The sequence below is a fragment of the Methanolinea sp. genome, from assembly GCA_016699325.1.
Classification (GTDB): Archaea; Halobacteriota; Methanomicrobia; order Methanomicrobiales; family Methanospirillaceae; genus UBA9949.
The window spans coordinates 1,706,120-1,726,788 of sequence record CP064971.1; the positions used below are offsets into that span (position 1 = coordinate 1,706,120).

19 protein-coding genes are annotated in these 20,669 nt (G+C 59.0%); 12 read left to right on the top strand and 7 right to left on the bottom strand.

The genetic code is table 11. The annotated features are described in order from the left end of the window. Positions 1–14: 14 nt before the first annotated feature. The 3 genes from ilvD to IPI71_08985 form a co-directional block, all read right to left on the bottom strand. Positions 15–1,673: a dihydroxy-acid dehydratase gene (gene ilvD, locus IPI71_08975; GenBank protein ID QQR70764.1), complete on the bottom strand. Its 1,659-nt coding sequence runs from the start codon at positions 1,671–1,673 to the stop codon at positions 15–17. Between the two features lie 2 nt (positions 1,674–1,675). Next, positions 1,676–1,813 carry a hypothetical protein gene (locus tag IPI71_08980; GenBank protein ID QQR70765.1) on the bottom strand — a complete coding sequence of 46 codons (138 nt, stop codon included), beginning with the start codon at positions 1,811–1,813 and terminating at the stop codon, positions 1,676–1,678. A 210-nt stretch (positions 1,814–2,023) separates the two neighbouring features. Further along, positions 2,024–3,367, bottom strand: coding sequence for a cobyrinate a,c-diamide synthase (locus IPI71_08985; GenBank protein QQR70766.1), 1,344 nt, complete (start codon positions 3,365–3,367; stop codon positions 2,024–2,026). Between the two features lie 218 nt (positions 3,368–3,585). Here IPI71_08985 and IPI71_08990 point away from each other — a divergent pair, with 218 nt between their 5' ends. Continuing rightward, positions 3,586–4,053, top strand: coding sequence for an RDD family protein (locus tag IPI71_08990; protein QQR70767.1), 468 nt, complete (start codon positions 3,586–3,588; stop codon positions 4,051–4,053). A 140-nt stretch (positions 4,054–4,193) separates the two neighbouring features. Here the strand turns inward: IPI71_08990 and IPI71_08995 are convergent, their stop codons facing one another. Both IPI71_08995 and IPI71_09000 read right to left on the bottom strand, forming a co-directional pair. Continuing rightward, the gene (locus IPI71_08995) at positions 4,194–6,647 is read right to left on the bottom strand and encodes a DNA polymerase (protein QQR70768.1); all 2,454 of its coding nucleotides are present in this window, start codon (positions 6,645–6,647) and stop codon (positions 4,194–4,196) included. 7 nt (positions 6,648–6,654) lie between these two features. Then, positions 6,655–7,521 carry a lactate dehydrogenase gene (locus IPI71_09000; protein QQR70769.1) on the bottom strand — a complete coding sequence of 289 codons (867 nt, stop codon included), beginning with the start codon at positions 7,519–7,521 and terminating at the stop codon, positions 6,655–6,657. Between the two features lie 58 nt (positions 7,522–7,579). On the opposite strand from IPI71_09000, the gene IPI71_09005 reads away from it, so the two are divergent. From IPI71_09005 to pscS, 10 genes are all read left to right on the top strand, one after another. Beyond that, a complete protein-coding gene (locus tag IPI71_09005; protein ID QQR72011.1) occupies positions 7,580–8,467 on the top strand; it encodes a dihydroorotate dehydrogenase in 888 nt (295 codons plus the stop codon). After that, positions 8,460–9,224 (top strand): dihydroorotate dehydrogenase electron transfer subunit, encoded by a 765-nt coding sequence (locus IPI71_09010; GenBank protein QQR70770.1) that lies wholly within the window; start codon positions 8,460–8,462, stop codon positions 9,222–9,224. The genes IPI71_09005 and IPI71_09010 overlap by 8 nt, the downstream gene beginning before the upstream one ends. Before the next feature lie 214 nt (positions 9,225–9,438). Further along, the gene (locus tag IPI71_09015; GenBank protein ID QQR70771.1) at positions 9,439–10,317 is read left to right on the top strand and encodes a formate/nitrite transporter family protein; all 879 of its coding nucleotides are present in this window, start codon (positions 9,439–9,441) and stop codon (positions 10,315–10,317) included. 9 nt (positions 10,318–10,326) lie between these two features. Then, a complete protein-coding gene (locus IPI71_09020; protein QQR70772.1) occupies positions 10,327–10,857 on the top strand; it encodes a nucleotide-binding protein in 531 nt (176 codons plus the stop codon). A gap of 341 nt (positions 10,858–11,198) precedes the next feature. Next, positions 11,199–12,359, top strand: a complete 1,161-nt coding sequence (locus tag IPI71_09025) for a metallophosphoesterase (GenBank protein ID QQR70773.1) — start codon at positions 11,199–11,201, stop codon at positions 12,357–12,359. Next, on the top strand, positions 12,356–14,794 hold the full coding sequence (locus tag IPI71_09030; protein QQR70774.1) for an SMC family ATPase: 2,439 nt from the start codon (positions 12,356–12,358) through the stop codon (positions 14,792–14,794). The genes IPI71_09025 and IPI71_09030 overlap by 4 nt, the downstream gene beginning before the upstream one ends. Beyond that, a complete protein-coding gene (locus IPI71_09035) occupies positions 14,791–15,819 on the top strand; it encodes a DNA double-strand break repair nuclease NurA (GenBank protein ID QQR70775.1) in 1,029 nt (342 codons plus the stop codon). The genes IPI71_09030 and IPI71_09035 overlap by 4 nt, the downstream gene beginning before the upstream one ends. Then, complete coding sequence (locus IPI71_09040; GenBank protein ID QQR70776.1) at positions 15,797–17,419, top strand: ATP-binding protein; 1,623 nt, start codon at positions 15,797–15,799, stop codon at positions 17,417–17,419. The genes IPI71_09035 and IPI71_09040 overlap by 23 nt, the downstream gene beginning before the upstream one ends. A gap of 73 nt (positions 17,420–17,492) precedes the next feature. Then, the gene (locus IPI71_09045; protein QQR70777.1) at positions 17,493–17,678 is read left to right on the top strand and encodes a hypothetical protein; all 186 of its coding nucleotides are present in this window, start codon (positions 17,493–17,495) and stop codon (positions 17,676–17,678) included. Continuing rightward, the gene (gene pscS, locus IPI71_09050; protein ID QQR70778.1) at positions 17,675–18,856 is read left to right on the top strand and encodes an O-phospho-L-seryl-tRNA:Cys-tRNA synthase; all 1,182 of its coding nucleotides are present in this window, start codon (positions 17,675–17,677) and stop codon (positions 18,854–18,856) included. The genes IPI71_09045 and pscS overlap by 4 nt, the downstream gene beginning before the upstream one ends. Here pscS and IPI71_09055 read toward each other — a convergent pair. Then, positions 18,853–19,422, bottom strand: a complete 570-nt coding sequence (locus tag IPI71_09055) for a hypothetical protein (protein ID QQR70779.1) — start codon at positions 19,420–19,422, stop codon at positions 18,853–18,855. The genes pscS and IPI71_09055 overlap by 4 nt on opposite strands. Continuing rightward, entirely contained in the window at positions 19,419–20,099 is a 681-nt protein-coding gene (locus IPI71_09060; GenBank protein ID QQR70780.1) for a diphthine--ammonia ligase, read from the bottom strand. Before IPI71_09060 ends, IPI71_09055 begins: the two co-directional genes overlap by 4 nt. Positions 20,100–20,207: 108 nt before the next feature. On the opposite strand from IPI71_09060, the gene IPI71_09065 reads away from it, so the two are divergent. Next, complete coding sequence (locus IPI71_09065; protein QQR72012.1) at positions 20,208–20,663, top strand: YbhB/YbcL family Raf kinase inhibitor-like protein; 456 nt, start codon at positions 20,208–20,210, stop codon at positions 20,661–20,663. Positions 20,664–20,669 lie beyond the last annotated feature (6 nt).

Consider the following 20,669-nt stretch of genomic DNA (forward strand, 5'->3'; position numbering starts at 1 on the left):
TCCGCCCCCTCCAGTTACTCTCTGCCAAGGACGGCTCCGCGGTCTGCCTGGGCAACGGTCTCTGCATACCGGGCAAGAACGCCGCTGATCGGCTTTGCTTTTGGGGTCCAGAATGAGCGTCTTCGTTCAAGCTCCGCCCTGGGGAGGATGACATCAAGCGTCCGTTCATGGAGGTCGATTGCAATAGTGTCTCCGTCATGGACGAGACCGATCGGGCCGCCAGCCGCTGCCTCAGGGGTGACGTGGCCGATGCAGGGGCCACGGGTCCCTCCCGAGAACCGCCCGTCCGTTACTAGCGCGACTCTGGTGTAACCGAGCCCCATCAGCGCCGAGGTCGGAGAGAGCATCTCCGGCATGCCGGGACCGCCACGGGGGCCTTCGTACCGGATCACGACCACGTCGCCTTCCCTGACATGGCGTGAAAGGATTGCTTCCATCGCTTCCTTCTCCCCGTCAAAGACCTTTGCGGGACCACGATGCGTCCACATATCGCGGGAGACAGCTGCCGACTTGATCACCGCGCCACCCGGTGCGAGGCTCCCCCGCAGAATGCGTAGCCCGCCCGCCTGGCTGATGGGAGAGTCAATGGTCTGGATGATCGATGGAGCAGGGACCGGTGCGGACCTGGCAATCGACCTGATGCTCTCCCCGGATACGGTCGGAGTATCGGAAAGCTCCCGTTCGAGTGCTTTGAGGACGGCCGGTATGCCGCCCGAACGATGGAGTGCGGCCATCGAATGCGGTCCTGCCGGTTGCATGTGACAGATATGCGGAATCCGCGAGCCGATCCGGTTAAACGCCTCGAGGTCGAGTGGCACACCTGCTTCATTGGCGATTGCTATCAGGTGGAGCACCGTGTTCGTGCTGCCGCCAAGGGCCATATCAACCCGGATGGCGTTCTCGAGGCTATCCCGGGTAATGATATCGCGGGGGCAGATGTTCTCCTGCACAAGGGAGAGTACCCGTTCTCCCGACAACCGGGCGATCCGGAGTTTATCGGCATCGACCGCCGGGGAAGCAGCACAGCCTGGAAGCGACATCCCCATCGCTTCGGTCATGCAGGCCATGGTATTTGCCGTGTAGAGTCCCTGGCAGCTCCCGCACCCCGGCATGGCACACCGTTCCAGGTCTGCAAGGCTTTTTTCATCAAGAGATCCGCCTGCAACCCGGCCCACTCCTTCGAATACATCGATGAGCGAGAGGTCTTGCCCTTCCGCGTAACCCGGCAACATCGGCCCTCCGGTCACCACTACAGACGGGATATTGATCCGTGCCGCGGCCATCAGCATGCCAGGGACGATCTTGTCACAGGTCCCGACAAGGACAAGTCCGTCGAACCGGTGGGCCTGGGCCATGAGCTCGATGGAATCGGCAATGTTTTCACGTGAAGGGAGCGAGTAGCGCATCCCTTCATGGCCCATGGCGATACCGTCGCATACCCCGATGACCCCGAATTCAAAAGGTACGCCACCGCCAGCAGCAATCCCTTCCCTCACTTTCCCGGCAAGCGCCCGGAGGTGGATATGGCCGGGTACGATATCGTTCCAGGCATTTGCCACCCCGATAAACGGGCGTTCAAGTTCCCCCTGGGTAATCCCCAGGGCCCTGAGCAGCGCACGGTTCGGGGCCCTGTGGTAGCCCTTCTTTACTTCATCACTTCTCAAGACCGGCATATTCACACCTCGCTATCCAGGAGTATGTCCGTGATCGCTTTTATGACTTCCCGGAAACCGCCCGCCCATCCAACCAGGGTTACCTGGTGCCGGAGCCCCTCCCCATGCCCCCTGCCCAGGGTTCCACCGGCGGCTCTCATTTGACCACCGGATTGGCCTCATGCCCCATGGAAACCAGGCACATCTCCCCTGTGCAAGCATGGTTTTTCCCGGGCCATGGACCCATGGTCTGCCCTGACCCAGGTTCTCCGGGCCACCCCGCACACCTCCTGCGCTGGGGAAGTAGCAGGACTGCCGGGTCATCACCGTTTCAGGGATACCCCGTCCTGGCGCCCGGTTTTTCAGTTGGGCTACCGGTTACGGGCTGCGCTGACCAGGGACTCGGAAAATTCCGGCGAAAAATACGAGTGTGTATAGGTTCCAACGGCCTGGAACTCGGTGAGTCCGTCCCTGCCTTCCATGATACCTGTCCCCCGGTTAAGGGTGATGGCGAAGCGTGCATCACGGCCAGGTTCCACTGCTGAATAGTGGAACTCATGTCCCCGGATGGGAAGGCCAGGAACGGCCATCGCCGGTCCTCCGGTCCACTGCCCCTCCGAGTAGCCAAGCGCCTGGATACCCGCGGTCATGCGGGCACTGCCGGGGAGGATGCCGGCCATCCTGAAATCCGTCTCCCCAACCGTCATGGACTTGCAGAGGTACATGAGACCGCCGCATTCTGCATAGATCGGCATTCCCTTCTCCGCGGCCGACCTTATTGCCGTCCGGCAGGGCGCACGCTCAAGGGTAGCAGCATGGAGCTCGGGATATCCCCCGCAGAAATAGTATCCGTCCGCCTCAGGGAGCGGGTCACGCAGCGGAGAGAAGAAGGCGATTCGGGCACCTGCCCGCTCGAGGCATTCGATGTTGTCATGGTAACAGAAACAGAATGCTTCGTCCCGCGCCACACCGATTGTCACATCAGGAATAATGTGGCGCGGGCGAGCTGGAGCGGCCGGGAGAAAAGGAGCGGATCGGGCGATTTCAAGGATTCCGTCCACATCGCAGTGCTCAAGCACCACGTTCCCCGGGAGCGGGTCGGCTTCCAGCTCAAATGCCATCTTGAGACCCAGGTGGCGGCTCTCCATACCGAGTTCTGGGATGCGCGGGATGAAGCCCAGGGCGCGGATCGAGAGCCCTTCCTCGATCATGGCCCGGTGCCTGGGGCTTCCTATGCAGTTGAAGATCACCCCGGCCAAGTTGATGCCGGGCTCAAATGTACGGTACCCCTTGATGACGGCATGTGCGCTGCGGGACATCGCTCTAACGTCCACAACGAGCAAGGCCGGGGTCCGGAGAATGCGCATGACGTGGGCGGTACTGGCCATGGATGTTCCCTCGAGACCATCGTACATCCCCATGACACCTTCAATCACTGAGATATCGGCGCCAGCGGATGCGGCATGGAAGGTCGCGGCAACCCCGTCCTCCCCCATCATGAAGGGATCCAGGTTGCGGGAGATGCGGCCGCAGATCGCGGTATGGTGGGTCGGGTCGATGAAATCGGGGCCGACCTTGAACGGCTGGACCACAAGGCCGCTCCTGCGCAGGGCCTGCATTATGCCCCGTGACACGGTTGTCTTCCCGCACCCGCTGTGGGTACCGGCGATCATTATCCGGGGGATGCCGGCGGGTTTCCTGCGGTCGGGCAGCATGCTGAATGAATGGTGGATCGTAGAGGAATTTATGCCGACCGATTTTTACGCTCCTTTTCCATGGTTATGCGGGATAAATAAGCCGGGGGGGCACCTGTCCAGGATACCAGCAACTGCCCCGGTCCCGTCCTTTCCACGGCCGCCAGGGCCCGCGCTGCAAGCGGTACAGCTGTGATTATGTGAGGCAGCCTCCAAAGAATACCATTGCGTGATGGGTGATGGGTGAGAACGACCTGGACTACGAGACGCTTCACCTTGCCCGGTGGGATACCCGGTTCTGGGCCTGGCTGGTCGATTTTATCCTGGTCAGCCTGGTCCTGAACATATTCTCAAATCCCTTTCATTTCATCAGTGGGCTGTTCTCCTGGCATTATTTCGACTATTTTCTCCGGAGCCTGGGATTCCTGGTCTACTGGACAGCGATGGAAGGGGTATATGGGCAGTCGATCGGAAAGATGGTGCTGAACATCAAGGTCACCGACCGCGCTGGAAAGCCAGTCAGTTTCCAGAAAGCCCTGGTCGAAAGTCTCGGGAAATCGTTTATCCTCCCCATCGACTGCCTTATCGGGTGGCTCGGCATGCCGGGAAAAAAGCTCAGGTTATTTAACCGTGTCTCGGGTACCATCGTGGTCAAGACCGATTACCGGGAACCGGCGGGGATCCGGTACATTCGCGACAAGGAATAACCCACGATTCCCGTTTTGCAGGCCAGGCCTTCCGATCCGAACACGGCACGTGTAAAAACCGGCCGGTTTTCCGCAATGAGATGTGCAGCTCCCAGCGGCACACGTTCCAGCGGACCGGACCGGAAAAAAACCTGCGTTTCTCAACCGATACCCCACTGGGCCAGTGTGGTCCGGGATGGGTCGATGTCTGTCCATTTCCAGCCCAGCGCTTCGATGATCCGGGAGATCGGCTGCCGGAGGGTCTTTTCCAGCATCAGCTCCCAGTCTACCTGGAATTCTGGGGGAACCTGGTCGCCATACTCGAAGCAGAGCACATCGGTCTTCCGGTACTTGGCGGTGACGTTCTTGATGTATACCCGTTTTGGCTTACTCCCTTTTGCAAACTCCATCCCGAGATGCTCGTTTGAATATCTTGCACCCCGAATATGGGCATCATCGGTCTGGTAGTCGGAAAGATCCTTTCCTATCCCCCCCGGGATGCCGATCTCGTCAAGTGAATACTTACCGGCACGATAGTTCCTGATGATATCGGCCAGGTAGTCCCTGACGGACTCGTACTCTTCACCGTGGAGGATCATCTCCATCACCCGTTTCTGGACCGCCCGGGTGATCTGTGGTGAGTCACTCCGGCGGATCTCAAACCCTACGACATCGATCTCATCGGCCTCTTTACCCTCCTTCCAGACGAGGTGTCCGGCATACCGCTTCTTCTTCCCGGCCTGGAAGAACCGCCGGTAGATCTTCTCAAACTTGATGGAGAAGTAGTGGCGTTCCACTGCAAGCTCCTGCCGGGCGAACCCTGTATAGCTCCGGTTCACGGCCTCCTCGATGGTACGGGCCTTCCCGATGGTCTCTTCTAGGTTGCCGGGCGGGATGAGCACCATGCAGGAGTCGGTGTCGCCATAGATGACCCGGTAACCGAGCGCCTCGATGACCGACCGGGTATGCTCGATGATTGCTCGCCCCACCGAGGTGACTGCTGCACCGATCTCCCGGTCGTAGAGCCGGAAGCGCGTGTACCCGCTTACCCCGTAGTAGGTATTCATGATGACCTTGAGGACATTCTGCTGGAGGTCGTAGAGGATATACTCCGGGGAATTGAAGGGGAACTGGTTCCGCATCTTCTTCTTCTCCTCCCGTTCGACCAGGAGGTCGCTTATGATGCTCCGGGTGAGTCCGTCCGGCTCTTTCCTGAACCGGATGCCGTTGGGGGCCTTCAGCTCTCCACCCGGATCCTTCGTCTCCGGGGAGGCGTTGATGGTCATCATGGCCATTGGGTAGAGTGACTTCAGGTCAAGGACCACGACGTTCTCCCGGACCCCTCTGCTCGGCTCAAAGACCGTTGCCCCTTCAAACTCTTCGGAGGGGGCAAACCCTTTCGAGGGAAGGACGTAGCGCCCGAAGGCTTTCCGGAGGACAAAGACATCGATGACGCTCGATGAGTTCAGGGTCCTCTCGAGCGGGCAGCCAACGTACCGGGCGATCTCGCGGTAGAATTCGATGATCCTGTTTTTCTGGTTGATGGCCACGCAGAGCTCGACGTCCTTGAAGTTATACTCGACGAGGAGGCAGGGATCGTTCTTCCAGAGCTCGCTGATGGTGCCGGTATACCGGACCTTGGTCTCACCGATCTCTACTTCGGCCACGGCATCGAGGCGGTAGGACTCCTGCTGGGTGGCGTGCATCTTCCGGTATGCCGAGAGGAGATCGAAGACTGTTCTGCCGCGGAGCGCGTTTCGCTCAGTCATTCCTTCGAGCCGGGCGAGCGAGACGGGGTTCTGGCCCAGGACCTCCATCCGTTTGACCAGGTAGGGAAGGTCGAATTCCAGGAAGTTCCACCCAGAGAGGATATCTGGGTCACGCTCGCGGATGTATCCCGAGAAGGCCTCGAGCATGCTGCGCTCTGTCTGGAAGGTCCGTATATCGTGGGTCCCTGCGCAGAAGCACCCGTTTTCCAGCCCTTCCCTGGTTGAGAGAACACCAAGATCGCAGTGGTCCGTTCCCGGAGAAAAGATAAAACTTGTATAATCACCGGCGTACGAATCCCAGCAGGTGATGCAGATCACCGCATCGCGTGCCGGGTCGGGGAAGCCTCTCACGTCCTCGCACTCGATGTCAAGGATGCAGATCCGGGCCGGGCAGGAGACGTCTGCCGGCCGGACTTCTTCATACATGCAGACTTCGGATGGTGCAGAAACCCCCCCGGTCAGCGCGGTATCGATCATGAACCGCGTGGTGAACGGGATATCAGCCTCGTAGTGGTTGTAACGGTCGCGAATCTCCCGGACATCGGTAGGCTTTATGGTATAGAGCCTCCGGAGCATCTCGCCCCGGATGGAGCGGTAAGCTACCTCTTCCTCGACAGTGACCTGAGCCGGGTGGGCCCTGCCATCCACCTGCGCTGCCGGTGCATAGAAGTAGGGACGAAAGCCGGTGACCTGGAGGTGGTGGGCATTTCTATTCAAATCACGGCCGAAGATGTGGATGACCGGCCCTCCGGGGCCAACGGAATATTCCAACTGGTTGATATCAATGCTGACCGGCCCGGTCATTTCATGCTCCCTTGTCCTGGAGGCATCCTCCCTGTTTGTCATATTACGTTCAGATACCAAGCCGCGTGCAGAGGTCGGTCACAAACGCACCGGCTGCCTTGAATTTTTCCTGTTCCCATCCATCCAGATCCCATTCGGAGATACTGTGGATGCCGTTCCTGCCGACAGCTGCCGGAACCCCCAGGGAGCACCGGTCAAGCCCGTATTCGCCCTCCAGCACACATGAGCAGGGGAGAAGAGTCCGTTCATCACCGGATATGATCCTGATGAGATGTGCAATGTGCAGGGCGGGGCCAAACTCGGTCCCTCCCTTGCCACGGATAACCTCCATGCTTGCCTTCCGGAGGCTTTCCAGGATATCATCCCTGAGAGGTTCCGGGACGTCCTGCTCCAGCCGGGAGAAGACCGGCACCTGATGTTCGCCATGTTCACCTATCACCCAGGGGGTTCCGGAGATGCCCTGTTCCTGCAGCACCGTTCCGAACCGGGCACTGTCGATCTGCCCGCCAAACCCGATGCACTGCCGGGGTTCAAGTCCCGTGTTCCGGCAGAGGTAATAGTTATTTGCATCCATCGGGTTGGTCACGGTGATCAGCACTCCGGAAAAGCGGGTGAGAGCCCGGCTGCAGCTCGATGCCACCGGCAGGTTGACCGAGAGCAGGTCGGCCCGGGATTTCACTGCGGGATTCCGGGGAATTCCTGCGGCAAATACGCAGATGTCGGCTTCCGCAGTATCACGCCAGTCGGTGCTGATCGTGATATCCAGCCCGGTATGGATCAGGTCGAGCACCTGGGAGCGGAGGAGGGTTTCTGCGGTGTCAAAAAGCACCAGGTCATCGGCAAGGCCGAGGACCGAGGAGAGGAAGGCAACCTCTCCCCCAATCCTTCCCACTCCCAGCACTGCGAGCCTGGTCATAATCCTCAATATTGGGGAGGGTTGAAATATAATACAACCACTGGAGCAATCGACTGTGCTGCCGAAACTGCGACCCGGAACCGTGCATGTCGGAGGAGTAAACCTTGCCAACCACCTCATCCTTGCTGCAGGAATTCTCGGGACCACGGGAGCATCGCTTGCACGGATGCTGGAGAGCGGTGCAGGGGGGGCAGTCACCAAGTCCATTGGGCCGTATCCTTGTGCTGGCCATCCCGGCCCCTGCGTGGTCGAGGTGGATGCCGGGGTCCTGAATGCAATGGGCCTGCCCAATCCCTCTCATGAATTCGTCGATGAGATCGCTCCCCTGGCAGGAAAACCGGTCATCGCCAGTATCTATGGCGGCAGCCCTGCGGAGTTCCGGACGGTTGCCGGATGGTTTGCAGGGCAGGTTGCAGCGTTTGAGCTCAATGTGAGCTGCCCCCATGCCGCGGGCTACGGCGCAGCACTGGGTTCTGACCCCCGCATGGTCGAGAAATGTACCCGTGCTGTCAACGATATTGGTGTTCCGGTGTGGGTCAAGCTGACCCCCAATGTCACGGACATCGCCGCCTGCGGCCGGGCTGCCGAGCAGGGAGGGGCGAGCGCCATCGTGGCCATCAATACCCTGAAGGCCATGCGCATATCCCCGGAACTGCGGCGGCCGGTCCTCGGCAACCGGTTCGGGGGGCTCTCCGGGAAGGCGATCTTTCCCATCGCAGTCCGCTGCGTATACGAACTCTACGAAGCATGTTCAATTCCCATTATTGGGTGCGGGGGAATTTCCTCTGCGCGGGATGTGCTCGAGATGATGATGGCCGGTGCAGCAGCTGTGGAGATTGGAACCGCAGTAAAAGATGACCCCCGGATATTCGGAAAGATCGCGGCAGATCTCTATAGCCCTGACGGTGTCAGGGCAGACGACCTGGTGGGGTGCGCCCATGGGTGACAGGTGTGGCCGGGTACTTGAGATCAGGGAAGTCGTGAAAGAGTCCCCGTCCGTCCGGACCCTGTACTTCGGAGAGTCATTCTCATTCTGTCCAGGCCAGTTCGTCATGGTATGGGTTCCGGGCATCGATGAGGTGCCGATGGCACTCTCCTCTGCCCGCTCCATCACCGTCCAGGATGTCGGCGAGGCCACCGCAGCCCTCTGCGGGATGCGGCCCGGCGACCTGATCGGGATCCGCGGACCGTTCGGCAACGGGTTTCCTGAGGGAGACGGGATCCTTGCGATTGCCGGGGGAGTCGGCGCTGCCCCGCTCCGGCCACTGGTTGTGGAGGGCCGGGTTGATACGCTGCTGCTCGGTGCGCGGAACGCAGGCGAGCTCCTCTTCACGCGGGAGTTTTCCAGCGCCACCCGGCTGCTCACAGCAACCGATGACGGAACGGCAGGGCACCACGGGTTCGTGACCGATCTCCTGGCACGGGAAGATCCCCGGGCCTACGACCTGATCTGCATCTGTGGCCCCGAGAGGATGATGCACGCCATCCTGTGCGCTCTCGACCGCGCAGGAATAGCCGGCCGCGGGTTCTTCAGCCTCAACCGCTATATGAAGTGCGGTATAGGCCTGTGCGGGTCCTGTTGCATTGATCCCGACGGTCTCCGTGTCTGCCGTGATGGCCCGGTCTTCTCCGGGGATATCCTGCTCTGCTCGGAATTCGGTCGCTATTGTCGCGACTCGAGCGGCAGGAAAAAACCGGTCTGACCTGCTGCGAGCGTGAGGTATATATACAAACACTTTTTATAGCAGTTGGTAAAACAGGCCTGTTCTCCTTTTAAAAAAAGAAGAAAATGGGATTGGTTCTCTAAAAACAATTAGAAAGTTATTAATAACACCAGAAAAGATTTTAATTTTGACCCTATACGAGAAGTGAGTTTGGGGTTATTGGTTAAGGTAGACATTCGAGAGGTGTGAAAAAATGGTATTTCATCCCCCAGTGGCAATCGTCGCGAAGGCCGGCGATGCTGGGAAGTACAAGGTAGGGCTGCCAGCCTGGAACATGCTCCTTCGCGGGTTCATGGCCGGCGCGTACATCGCTATGGGAGGCGCCCTCGCTACTGTATGTAGTACCGGCATCATGGCGACCGATGCGGCACTCCGCTATGGCACTGCCAGTGCTGGTTTTAGCCAGCTCATCACGGGTGCTGTGTTCCCTGTTGGGCTTATTATCATCGTGCTCACCGGTGCAGAACTCTTCACTGGCGATGCGATGCTTGCCCCGATGGCTGCGTTCATCCATAAGGTCACCTGGGCTCAGGTCCTGAACCTCTGGGTATGGGTCTATATTGGAAACCTGATCGGTTCCATCGTATATGCGTACATCATGGCATACGGACCCCTGAGCTCCTGGGATGCGACCGGGGCGGTCACCGTCACGGCATTCGGAACACGTGCAATCGGTATTGCAGTGGCAAAGACGAGCTATGTCAGTATGGCCGGCCAGTGGTCGTGCTTCCTCAAAGCGATCGGTTGTAACTGGCTGGTCAACTTGGCCGTGCTGCTCGGTATCTGTGCTGACGACCTTATAGGCAAGTTCTTTGGGATCTGGTTCCCGATCATGTGTTTCGTTTCAACCGGGTTCGAGCACAGTGTCGCCAACATGTACTTCATCCCCGCCGGTATCATGACCCAGGGCTTCATCACTGACCCGACAAAGATCAATGCCGGATTGACGTGGGTGACGTTCTGGACGAATAACCTTATCAACGTCACCATTGGCAACATTGTCGGTGGTATGTTCTTCGTGGGCGTCATCTACTGGGTTGCGTTCAGGAAAGAGATCGCCGCCCTCAAATAACGGGATTGAATGAAAATCGGAGAAATCAACCTGAAGATTACACCCATCGCCCTGGCGGTGGTTGCAATCTTCACCATCTTTTTGGCATACGCCTTTTTCGTCAGCCGCGACACCCATATCCTGTTCTGGGGTATCCCGACGCTCGTTCTGCTCCTGGTGATACCGCTTGGTCTCAATTACATGAGCCAGAAAGAGTATGCCGATATGATACCACAGTATGAACGGGAGGCCCGTCCTGTCCGGATCAGGATGATCAATCTGAACATGGTCGGCGAACCGGTAAGGATCGAAGGTGTTGTCGAGCGAATCTATTTCCAGTTCCTCAACCGCCCCCAGTTCCTGGTTGCCGACCGGAGCGGTGAGATATCGGTCAAGATGTTCACCAGCCCGCAAGAAAAGATTCGGGTCGGGGATGTGGTTGAGGTTTTGGGCATGGTCATCAAGAGGTATATCGCTGGCGGAGATGCGGTTATTAACGGCATCTCCATCAGGAAGATCGAAAAAACGATCAAAGTGCGCGAGAAACCGAAGAAGCCTTGATCTCCAGGAGAAACCTGGGTTTTAATCGGCCTTTTTCCTCTCCTTCTTTATCATCTGGCACATGCCATGTTCTTCTGTCGATACAAAGGAACGGGTTCGTTGTGATCTTGGTGCGAATTGACCGAGCCCGGGACTGGCAGGCGAATATAATGATGATTATTCCTTGAAACCCCCCCAACGATTACCCCTGTTTTTCATCGCCGGGCCATGGTAACCGGTTCCACCTTCCACGTCATCTCGCTCGAACCAGGTGCCCCTGGTGATCGAAACCTGCACCGCAGTTTCACCCCACCCACCTTCCACTTATATCCTCTCGTAACTCCAAACGATACATCAAAGACATGAAGCTGGTTCATATCGCCGATACGCATCTTGGCCTGTCTCAGTTCAACCGGCTCGATCCCGATTCAGGGATGAACTTGCGCGAGAAACAGCTCTACGACAATTTTTTATCGGCAATCGACCGGATAATCCTCGAGAAACCCGATGTTCTGGTCCATGCCGGCGACCTCTTCGACCAGGTTAAGCCCAAGACCCGTGCTTATACTACGGTCCTGGAAGCCCTCGAACGGCTCCATGCTGCAGGGATTCCGTTCGTGGTCATTGCCGGAAACCACAGCATGGTAAAGACCCGGTATACCACATCACCGTTCCAGGTGCTTGTCTACCATCCGGGGGATATCACCGCTGCATATTCGTTCCGCTATGAGCACGTGGAGATCGGGGATTGCATCTTTCACCTGATACCGAACATGCTGCGCCCCGAGGATTACCGGGCCGAATATGAGAAAGTGGCCCTCTCGGGTGGTCATGCCAACGTGCTGGTGACCCACGGGCTTGCGACATCTATCAGGGACCGGCGGCTTGCAACGGTAGCGGAGCACGAGCTGGACAGCACGATGCTCTCCGATGACTTCGATTACATCGCGCTCGGCCATTACCACCGCCAGTCACGGATAACCGGGAAGGCCTGGTATTCAGGTTCCCTCGAATACCTGACTTATGGCGAGATCTCTGATCCTAAGGGAGGCCTCCTGGTCGACCTCGGCCACTCAGCTGGGGGAGACAGCCCGTGCGTCCAGCCGCTCGTACTTCCCCGGACACCGATGATCGACCTGGGGACGGTTATATGCGAAGGGTTGCACCCGGCAGATATTTCGCAGGAGGTCATCTCGCGGGTCGCAGAACGAAAAGTCCCTCCGCTTTCGATGGCGCAGGTAACGCTCGATTCCCTCTCCCGGGAACATGGAAAAGGGCCGGACATGCGTGAGCTTGCCGCAGTCCGGGAACAGCTGCTCGACCTGAAGATCCGGGTCCGGCAGAGCGGGGAGGGACAGGCGGTCCCGCTCCAGCAGGATTTCCATGCAATAGATTACCTGAAGGAGTTCTCGTCATTCATAGCTGCGCAGCAGCTCGGTACGAGGCAGAGGGAGTTTATCGGGCAGTGCGGGCAGGAAATTCTCCGCAGGGCAATGGACCGGCACCGGGAGGGATCTGGGTGATAGTCGACCGTCTTGTCATGAAGAATTTCAAGCGGTTCAGACACCAGGAGATCCGGTTCAGCGACGGGATTACCGGTATCCTCGGCAACAATGGCACCGGGAAGAGCAGCATCGTGGAAGCAATATTCTTTGCCCTGTTCGGAGTGCAGGCGACCGGGCTATCATCTGAATTCATCGTGTCCTCGTTTGCCGGTCCCAGGGAGCGTTGTGAAGTACGCCTCGACTTCAGGGTTGGCGGAGACGACTTCACGGTCCTCAGGACGTTCAGGCGGGCAAAGACCGTCCAGCACGAGGCCACTTTCTACCGCGGCCAGAAGCTCCGTGCGACCGGAGTGAGCCAGGTCGAGGCGGAAGTGAAAAGGACCCTCGGTATGGGTCCGGTCGACTTCAGGAACACGGTATATGCCGCCCAGAAAGATCTCCTCACACTGCTGGAACACACACCCGGCAAGAGGAAGGAGTGGTTCCTGCGGGCGCTGGGAATCGACTACCTGAAGAATGAGAGCGACCGGATGCTGAAAGAGCGGATCGATGCAAAGGAACGGGAGTGCCAGTTCGCGGAAGGAGAACTCATGGGACTCCTCGGGAGGTACGATCCGGAAGAACGGGGAGCCCTGGAGTCCACCCTGGCAGCGGGGAAGGGCACTCTCGAAGAACTGGCACGACAGGCCGAAGGTTATGCGGCGAGGAGGCAGCAGGTTGTGCAGGAGCTGCAGGAGTTCTCGAAGAAAAAAACAGAGGTTATGCGCCTTGTGGAGCAAAATACAGCCCTTTCCCGTGAAACAGAAGGGCTCGCGAATCAGAAGGCCCGGCTGCTGGCACAGATCGCAACCCTTGCGAGCCAGGAGCAGGAATTCGGAAGGCTCGAGCAGGAAATGGCCGGGTACGATGCGAAGCGGCAGCAGCTTGCAGAACTGCAGCGGCTGAAATCGGAATTCGACCAGTTGACCGCTGCGCAGCGGTTCGCCGGGCAGGCCTGCGAGGCGCTGAAGGAGCGTATCGCCAGGGAACAGTCAAAGATGCAATCCCTTGACCGGGATGCGGTCCGGCTGGCATCCCTGCGGCGGGAAGTCAGGGATCTCCTGCGTATCGGGCCGGATATCCCCGATCTGGCACTTGAGCAGGCCGTTGCATCCAGGGAGGCTGACATCCTGCATGCGAGCGGCACGATATCAGCCAGGCTTGCCCAGCTCATCGATGAACGGAAGAAACTGGTGTCGGATTGGACCACGATCGAGGCTGCCGGTGCGGATGGGATATGCCCGCTCTGCCGCCAGACACTTGGTTCCCACTATGGGCAGATCAGGGATGAATTCTCATCGCGGCTCGAATGGATCGAGCAGGAAGCTCTGCGGGTGTGCAGCGAGCAGGACCGGCTGGCGGCGGAGAAAGACCTGATAACCGGCCAGAAACCTGCCCTCCAGGAGATACGCGGCATCCTGGAGCGGTTGAAGACCCGCGATACCATCGATGCCGATTTCCGGGATCTCACCGCCCAGCTGCAGGTGAAAAATGCAGAACTAAAAACCCTTGAAACCCGGATACTTGGACTGGGTTTTGATGAAGCGATCTGTGCGAGGACCGAGAGAGAAGTCGCGCAACTGGAACGAACCCGGGCACGGTTCATCGAGCTCGGGAAGATAATCTCCCATGGTTCAGCGATAAAGGCCCAGCTTGCCGATCTCGATCGCAGCATGGTGCAGAAGAACGACGATCTCACGAAACTCAGATCCCTGATCGAGAAATCCGCTTTCGAGCCTGAAACCGGCACCCTGCTCGAGCAATCGCTTGCCAGGATCGATTCTGATCTCCGTGCTGTTGAAGCGGACCGGGCCAGGACAACCGAGCGCCTCCGGCATACAGAAGGGCTGATCGAGCGGTGCAGGAGAGACGAGGAAGCACTCGCCGGGCTGCAGCAGAAAACAGCGGCACTCCATGACGAGATCGGCCTCCTGCGCCTGACCCGCTCCCTGATCGGGGAGTATGTCGTTTACCTGATGCAGGTCGTCCGTAGCAGGCTCGAAGGAGAGGTGAGCCACATACTCAACGAGATCACCGGTGGGCGCTACGACCAGGTGCTTCTCGATGAGGACTTCAACCTCCTTGTCCGTGACATCGACAATGATTACCCTATCGAGCGGTTCAGCGGCGGGGAACAGGACGATATCGCCATTGCACTCCGGATTGCCCTCTCACGGTACCTTGCAGAGCTCCACCAGGTACATGAAAGCACCCTCCTCATCTTCGATGAAATCTTCGGGAGCCAGGATGAAGAACGGAGAACAAACCTCCTTTCTGCCCTCAGGACGCAGGAATCCCGGTTTCCACAGATCATCCTCATCTCTCATATCCCGGATATCCAGGGAGAATTCACCACGACCCTCATGGTGGAGATGGGGACCGATCTCTCGAGCAGGGTCAGGGAGGTGACATGACGCGCCGCGATCCACGGTACGAGCGGTCCGCAGATTCCGCGGCAGACCGGATCCGTGCAGCCGTGCCCGGCAATCTCCCTGATAAATTCCGGGCACATACGAACCTGTCTCCGGAAGATTTCCACCACTGCTCACCGGCCCCCTCCGGGGAGGTCTGTGCGGTTGACGGGAGCAATGCCATGCTCCTGGAGTCAGGGAGCATGGCAATTGCGTTGTTCCGTGCAGCCCAGAGCACCTTTAACGACCTGGAGCGGACGCGGAGATCGATCTCGCCGTTGCAGGTCGCGGTTATCGGTCCGGGAAAAGAGAACGAGGATTTCCCGGGGTTGTACGAGGAATGTTTCGGCCAGATCCCCGGAACCCCGCTGGGAAACGAAGACCGTTCACGGGCAGCGGGGATCCTGCGGGACACCCTGGAATACTGGATTACCGGGCATATGGCAGCCGCGCTCGCTCCAGGAGCCCTGCTCCTGCGCGATGGGCCGCTCAGGGTCTCCCATGCCAGCCATGACCCGGTCCTCTCCTGGATCGAACAACAATGCCGGTCGCGGAAGATCAATCTTGCCGGGGTGAGTAAACGGACTTCAGCCACCTGGGGCGGAGGATACCCCCTCCTCCCCGCCGTCAGTGGGCTTGCAGGATCGTTCGGGATACGTCCCCCCTGGTGGATCTGTATCGACACGGCAATCCTCGATCATGTCCCGTTTGCCCAGTGGCGTCACGGACAGACCTACGTCGCCTGCCTGCACAGCCGCGCGAAATCCCCCCTGAAGATCGAGCTGTCCCTGGATCTACCCCAGAACGCAGAGGACATCATGAACCGCCTCGCGGCATGTTCCGGGGACGGGAGGATTCCGGGGTATCCCTACCCCCTCTTTGATGCCCATCGGACCGTGGTGATCAGCGAGGAGATCGTCGAGGATGCACGGTCGGACCTGGTGCACCGCATCGCCGCAACCGGTATCGGGCGGCAGACCTATGAGATACTGTTTGGAGATTACCATGATGATTTTGCGCGATATTGACCGGAACGACCCTTCAAAATACCGCCTGATCGGGCGATCGGTCCTTTCCTACCGCTTCATTGCACCGTACGACACGGCCCTCTATATCGGGGAGATCAAGAAGATCACGGATACCGGCAAGGACGTGACCTTCTTTGCAAAGATAACCGATCTCTCCCATGACAGCAATTTCGCGGATACGCACTGGGATACCCGGGTATACGCAGAGGAGTTTTACGGGCTCGGGGAGGATGTGTTCCTCTCGGTTGACGCCATACCCCTTGGCTTCGTGGATAACGCAACCGGGAAATTCCACAGGCCGCGGACGATCCCCTCAAAATTCTCCTCCGTGGGAGAGCCCGATGCCGGCGACTTCCGGTTCCTGACCGAACAGATGGGGGAGATCGAAGTCGGCCTCATGCGGAGCGGCCAGGATGTTATCCGCGACGTTGCCGTCCGGATTCCTTCCCGGGTGCTGCCCCAGCACATGGGTGTCTTTGCAACGACCGGCATGGGTAAGAGCAATTTCATGAAGACCTTCTGCGCCTCATGCATGAGGGCCCGGAAGTTCGGGCTGCTGATCGTGGATCCGCACGGCGAATATGTCAGCGGGGGGAGGTCATCGATCGGCGAGCCGACAAAAGGGCTCGTCCATTACACGGCAGGAAAGGGTGGGCTTGCCATCTTCACCATCCGTGCTGAGAGTGACCGGAAGAAGTACGCGATGAACCGGCTCTCGGTCGAGTTCGATGACTTCAGGATCAGCGACCTCTCCATCCTCTACGATCTCTCGGCAGCCCAGCAGGAGATCGTGGAGGCTTTTTCCGGTGTGAAAGGGAGTTCAGCAATTGGATTTTTCAGGACCGTGGACCCCGAGATCTTTCCCATCAGGGATCCCGGAAGTGCGGGAATCGATGAAGAAAGCCTTGCCTGGAAGATCAGGAACTCCATGAGCGGCCCGGTCAGGGTGATCAAGAGCCATATCGAGAATATCGTGAACGGCAACCGGGCCTTTTTCAGGGCACATGGTTCATCCATCCCCGAAATCATCACCAGCCTCCACGACAACCGCGTCGTCCTGATCGATATCCCGGACATGAGTGAACGAAGCGAACTCTTCGTTCTCTCGATCATCACACGCACCATCATGGAACGGCACCGGTCCGAAGCACGGGGATTCGGGATCGATGAACGGCAGGAATCCACCCATCAGGTGCTGATCACCATCGAAGAAGCCCAGCGGGTTCTTGCAAGCGGCGGGTCGGCCACGCAGGTATTCAGGGAATGTGCCATGGAGGGGAGAAAGTTCGGGGTCGGGCTCTGCGTGATAACCCAGCAGCCAAAGAATATCGACCCCAAGGTACTTGCCCAGATCAACACGTTCGTGGTCATGGGCCTGGGCGACCGGGGGGACCGCGATATCGTCATGGGAAGTGCAAAACAGGATCTCTCGAAGATGGAGATCGAGATCCAGACCCTTGACCGGGGAGAGGCGATCATCAGCACCATCGGCATCCCTTTCCCCGTGAGTACCAGGATCCACAAGTTCGAGCACTACATCGATGTCCTGAACAGGGAGAGAGGCCCTTCCCTCTCCGATGACCTGGAGAAGGGATTTTGACGGGGGTCTGCGGCCCCATCTCCCGGCAGGCGATCAGTTCTTGTATGGTGGCCCGTACACTTATTATGGTGATATGGTGTCTAAACGGGCTGTAGACGCAGTTTTCGAGGGTTTATTCATTCTCACGGACCTGCGGGCCATGCTCCGCGAGACCGCTCCGCACCACGCCCTCTCCGGGAACCAGCGCGAGCAGGTCCGGGTTCTTCTTGCCCGCCTGGAAGGCGATATCTCCGTAATCCGGGAGGATTTGGACCGATGAAGTGCAGCGGGGAATTCGACGTCCGCGATATCGACGAATGCTGCATCAACATCGATCCTATCCAGGCCGGTGGCCGCCTGACTGCCGATGCCATGAAGGCGGTCATCGCCTACGGTGACGGTTACTCGGTCTGCGACCAGTGCCGGAAACCATTCCGGCTCGATTACATCAAGAAGCCCCCCATCGACCGGTTCCACCGGGACCTTGCAGCGTTCGTCAACATGGACGTCGCCCGCGTAGTGCCCGGCGCCCGGCGGGGGTTCCAGGCAGTGGCCGACACCTACATCAGGACTGGCGACCCGGTGCTGATAACCGCCCTCTCTCACTACACCGAGGTGCTCGCCATCGAAGGCAGGGGCGGGGTGATCCGCGAGATCCCTAAGAGCGAGGGAAACATCATCACCGCAGACGCCGCTGCAGATACGATCGAGCAGGTCGCGAGGGAGTTCGGGCGGCCGCCGGTGCTCCTCTTTCTAGATCACTACGACTACCAGTACGGGAACCGTCACCCGGTCGGGGAAATCGCAAAGATCGCCCGCCAGTATGACATCCCGGTGCTCTACAACGGTGCCTATACCGTGGGGATCATGCAGGTCGACGGGAAAGGGCTCGGGGTCGATTTCGTGGTCGGTTCAGGCCACAAGAGCATGGCGGCCCCGGCGCCGTCAGGGATGCTCGCGGCAACGTCCGAGCGGGCCAGCGAGGTTTTCCGGACCACCGGGATAAGGACCGATGTGACCGGACGGACCTTCGGGATCAAGGAAGTGGGGTTGATGGGGTGCACCCTGATGGGGGTGACCCTGATGGGCATGCTGGCATCGTTTCCCCATGTCCGGGAACGGGTGAAGCGCTGGGACCAGGAACTTGCCAACGGAAACCTGGTGGTAGAAGCCCTGAGATCCATTGAGGGAACGGTCATTAAGAGCGAGTACCCCCGGAAACACACGCTGACAAGGGTGGATACCATCAACTCATTTGACCGGGTGGCAAAGACCCACAAAAAGCGGGGGTACTTCTTCTCAAGCGCCCTGAAAGAACGGGGTGTCGCCGGGATCATCCCCGGGGCGACCAGGGTCTGGAAGTACAATACCTACGGCATGACCCGGACCCAGGCCGAGTACCTGGCAACGACGTTCCAGGAGATTGCCGAAGAAAACGATCTCCCGGTGAACCGCTAGCGGGACGGCCGGCAGAACTCACTGAGGAACCGGGTGACCACCCATCCGTTCCTGACTTCAGGATGGAACAGGACGCCGTAGAGCGGCTGGCCGGGATCGCGGAACATCTGGATGCAGCGGTCCGATTCGGCCAGGGTCGTGTACCCGGGCGGCAGGGTGCAGGCATGGTCATGGAGTTCATATGCCTCGAATACCCGGATTTCATGAACCACCGGGTCGGATGCCGTCACCCGGACCTCGGTCATGCCGATACCTTGGCAGGAGATTACCGTCCCCCCGGCAAGGAGGGCAAGTATCTCCATCCCGGCAGAGATGCCGAGTACCGGGAGACCGCTCCCGGCAACCCAGGAGAACAATGCCAGATCGTCCAGGTACCCTTTGTCCATGACCGGCGTCCCGCAGAGGATGACCCCATCGCAATCGCGGGCTGAAGATTCCGGAGATCGGGTATAGTGCACGACGCGGTACCGCGCCCCCGCCGATTCGACGATCCGTCCAACCGGGAGTACAAACTCCTCACGCGCAAGTGAGCCCTCACGATAGCAGAGGTCGACGAGCAGTATCATTTCTCCACCAGCCGTGCCGCGGTAACCCGAAAGAGGCCCCGGAAGTTCTGGTAGGTTTCCTCCGCGGCCACCACCTCGATCCGTTTCCTGAAGAACGGTGCATCCGCAACGAAGGTTTCATACTCGCCTCCTTCGCCGGTCAGCGTGATGCGGTAATCCCGTGCATACTCCTTCAGATCGGCCAGCGCACGGGCATCGATCCGTCGCCCGAGCCATGCGGCATCGAAGGGAGCGGAGTAGACGCCGGATACCAGGACTTCGTATCCCTTGCTGATCAGGGCCTGCATATAGTCTTCCTGGGAGGTGTGCCAGAGCGGGTTGAAACACCACAGCGACCGGTCACGGCAGAGGCGCTGGATCCGGCTTGCCTGGTACACGGAGAGGATGGCCCCGGTCACCACCCCCTCGATCCTGTGGCATTCAACAGCACGATCAAGCGCTCTCCCCAGATCAGCAATCTCTTCCTCTTTTTTTCCGGCACTCCCTGTTTCCACCAGCGGGATGCCCGCGGCTTCAGCCTGGAGGCGGACCAGCCAGACATTGGGGGTGTGGAAGAGGTAGCTCTCCTCGTTTTCTGAATGGACGGTGATCAGGCAGGCAACCTCTTCCTGTTCTCTCGCCATCCCGCAGGAATAGATGGAATCCTTTCCTCCCGAGCAGAGCACCCCAAGTCTCATGGGAGAGGGTTTGTGCTTCCGGAGGCTTGAAACTGTCCGCCTGGCCGGAAGGTTTTATGAGCGCTGCTAACCCGTATTCCTCTTGGAGGTTATTTTCCTATGAAGAAGATGGAGCTCACTTCACCGGCTTTCCCAACCGGAGCCCGAATCCCCCCGGAGTTTACCTGCACGGGGAAGAACGATTCGCCCCCCCTCTCGTGGGAGCCGGCACCGGAAGGCACCGCGAGCCTGGTGCTGCTGTGCGAAGATCCCGATAGCCCGACCGGGCTGTTCATCCACTGGATCCTGTACAACATACCGGCCGGAACGACCGCTCTTCCCCGGGCTGTTGCCCGTTCCCCGGTATTTCCCGATGGGAGTACCCATGGCCTGAACGATTTCGGCCGGATGGAGTACGGTGGTCCCTGCCCGCCACCTGGAAAACCCCATCGCTACTACTTCCGTTTGTATGCCCTCGATACCCTTCTCCATCTCAGGGCACCGGTCACCCGCAAGATCATAGTATCGACCATGGAAGGGCACGTGATCGGACAGGGAGAACTGATGGGGACGTTTTCCAGATGATTGCCC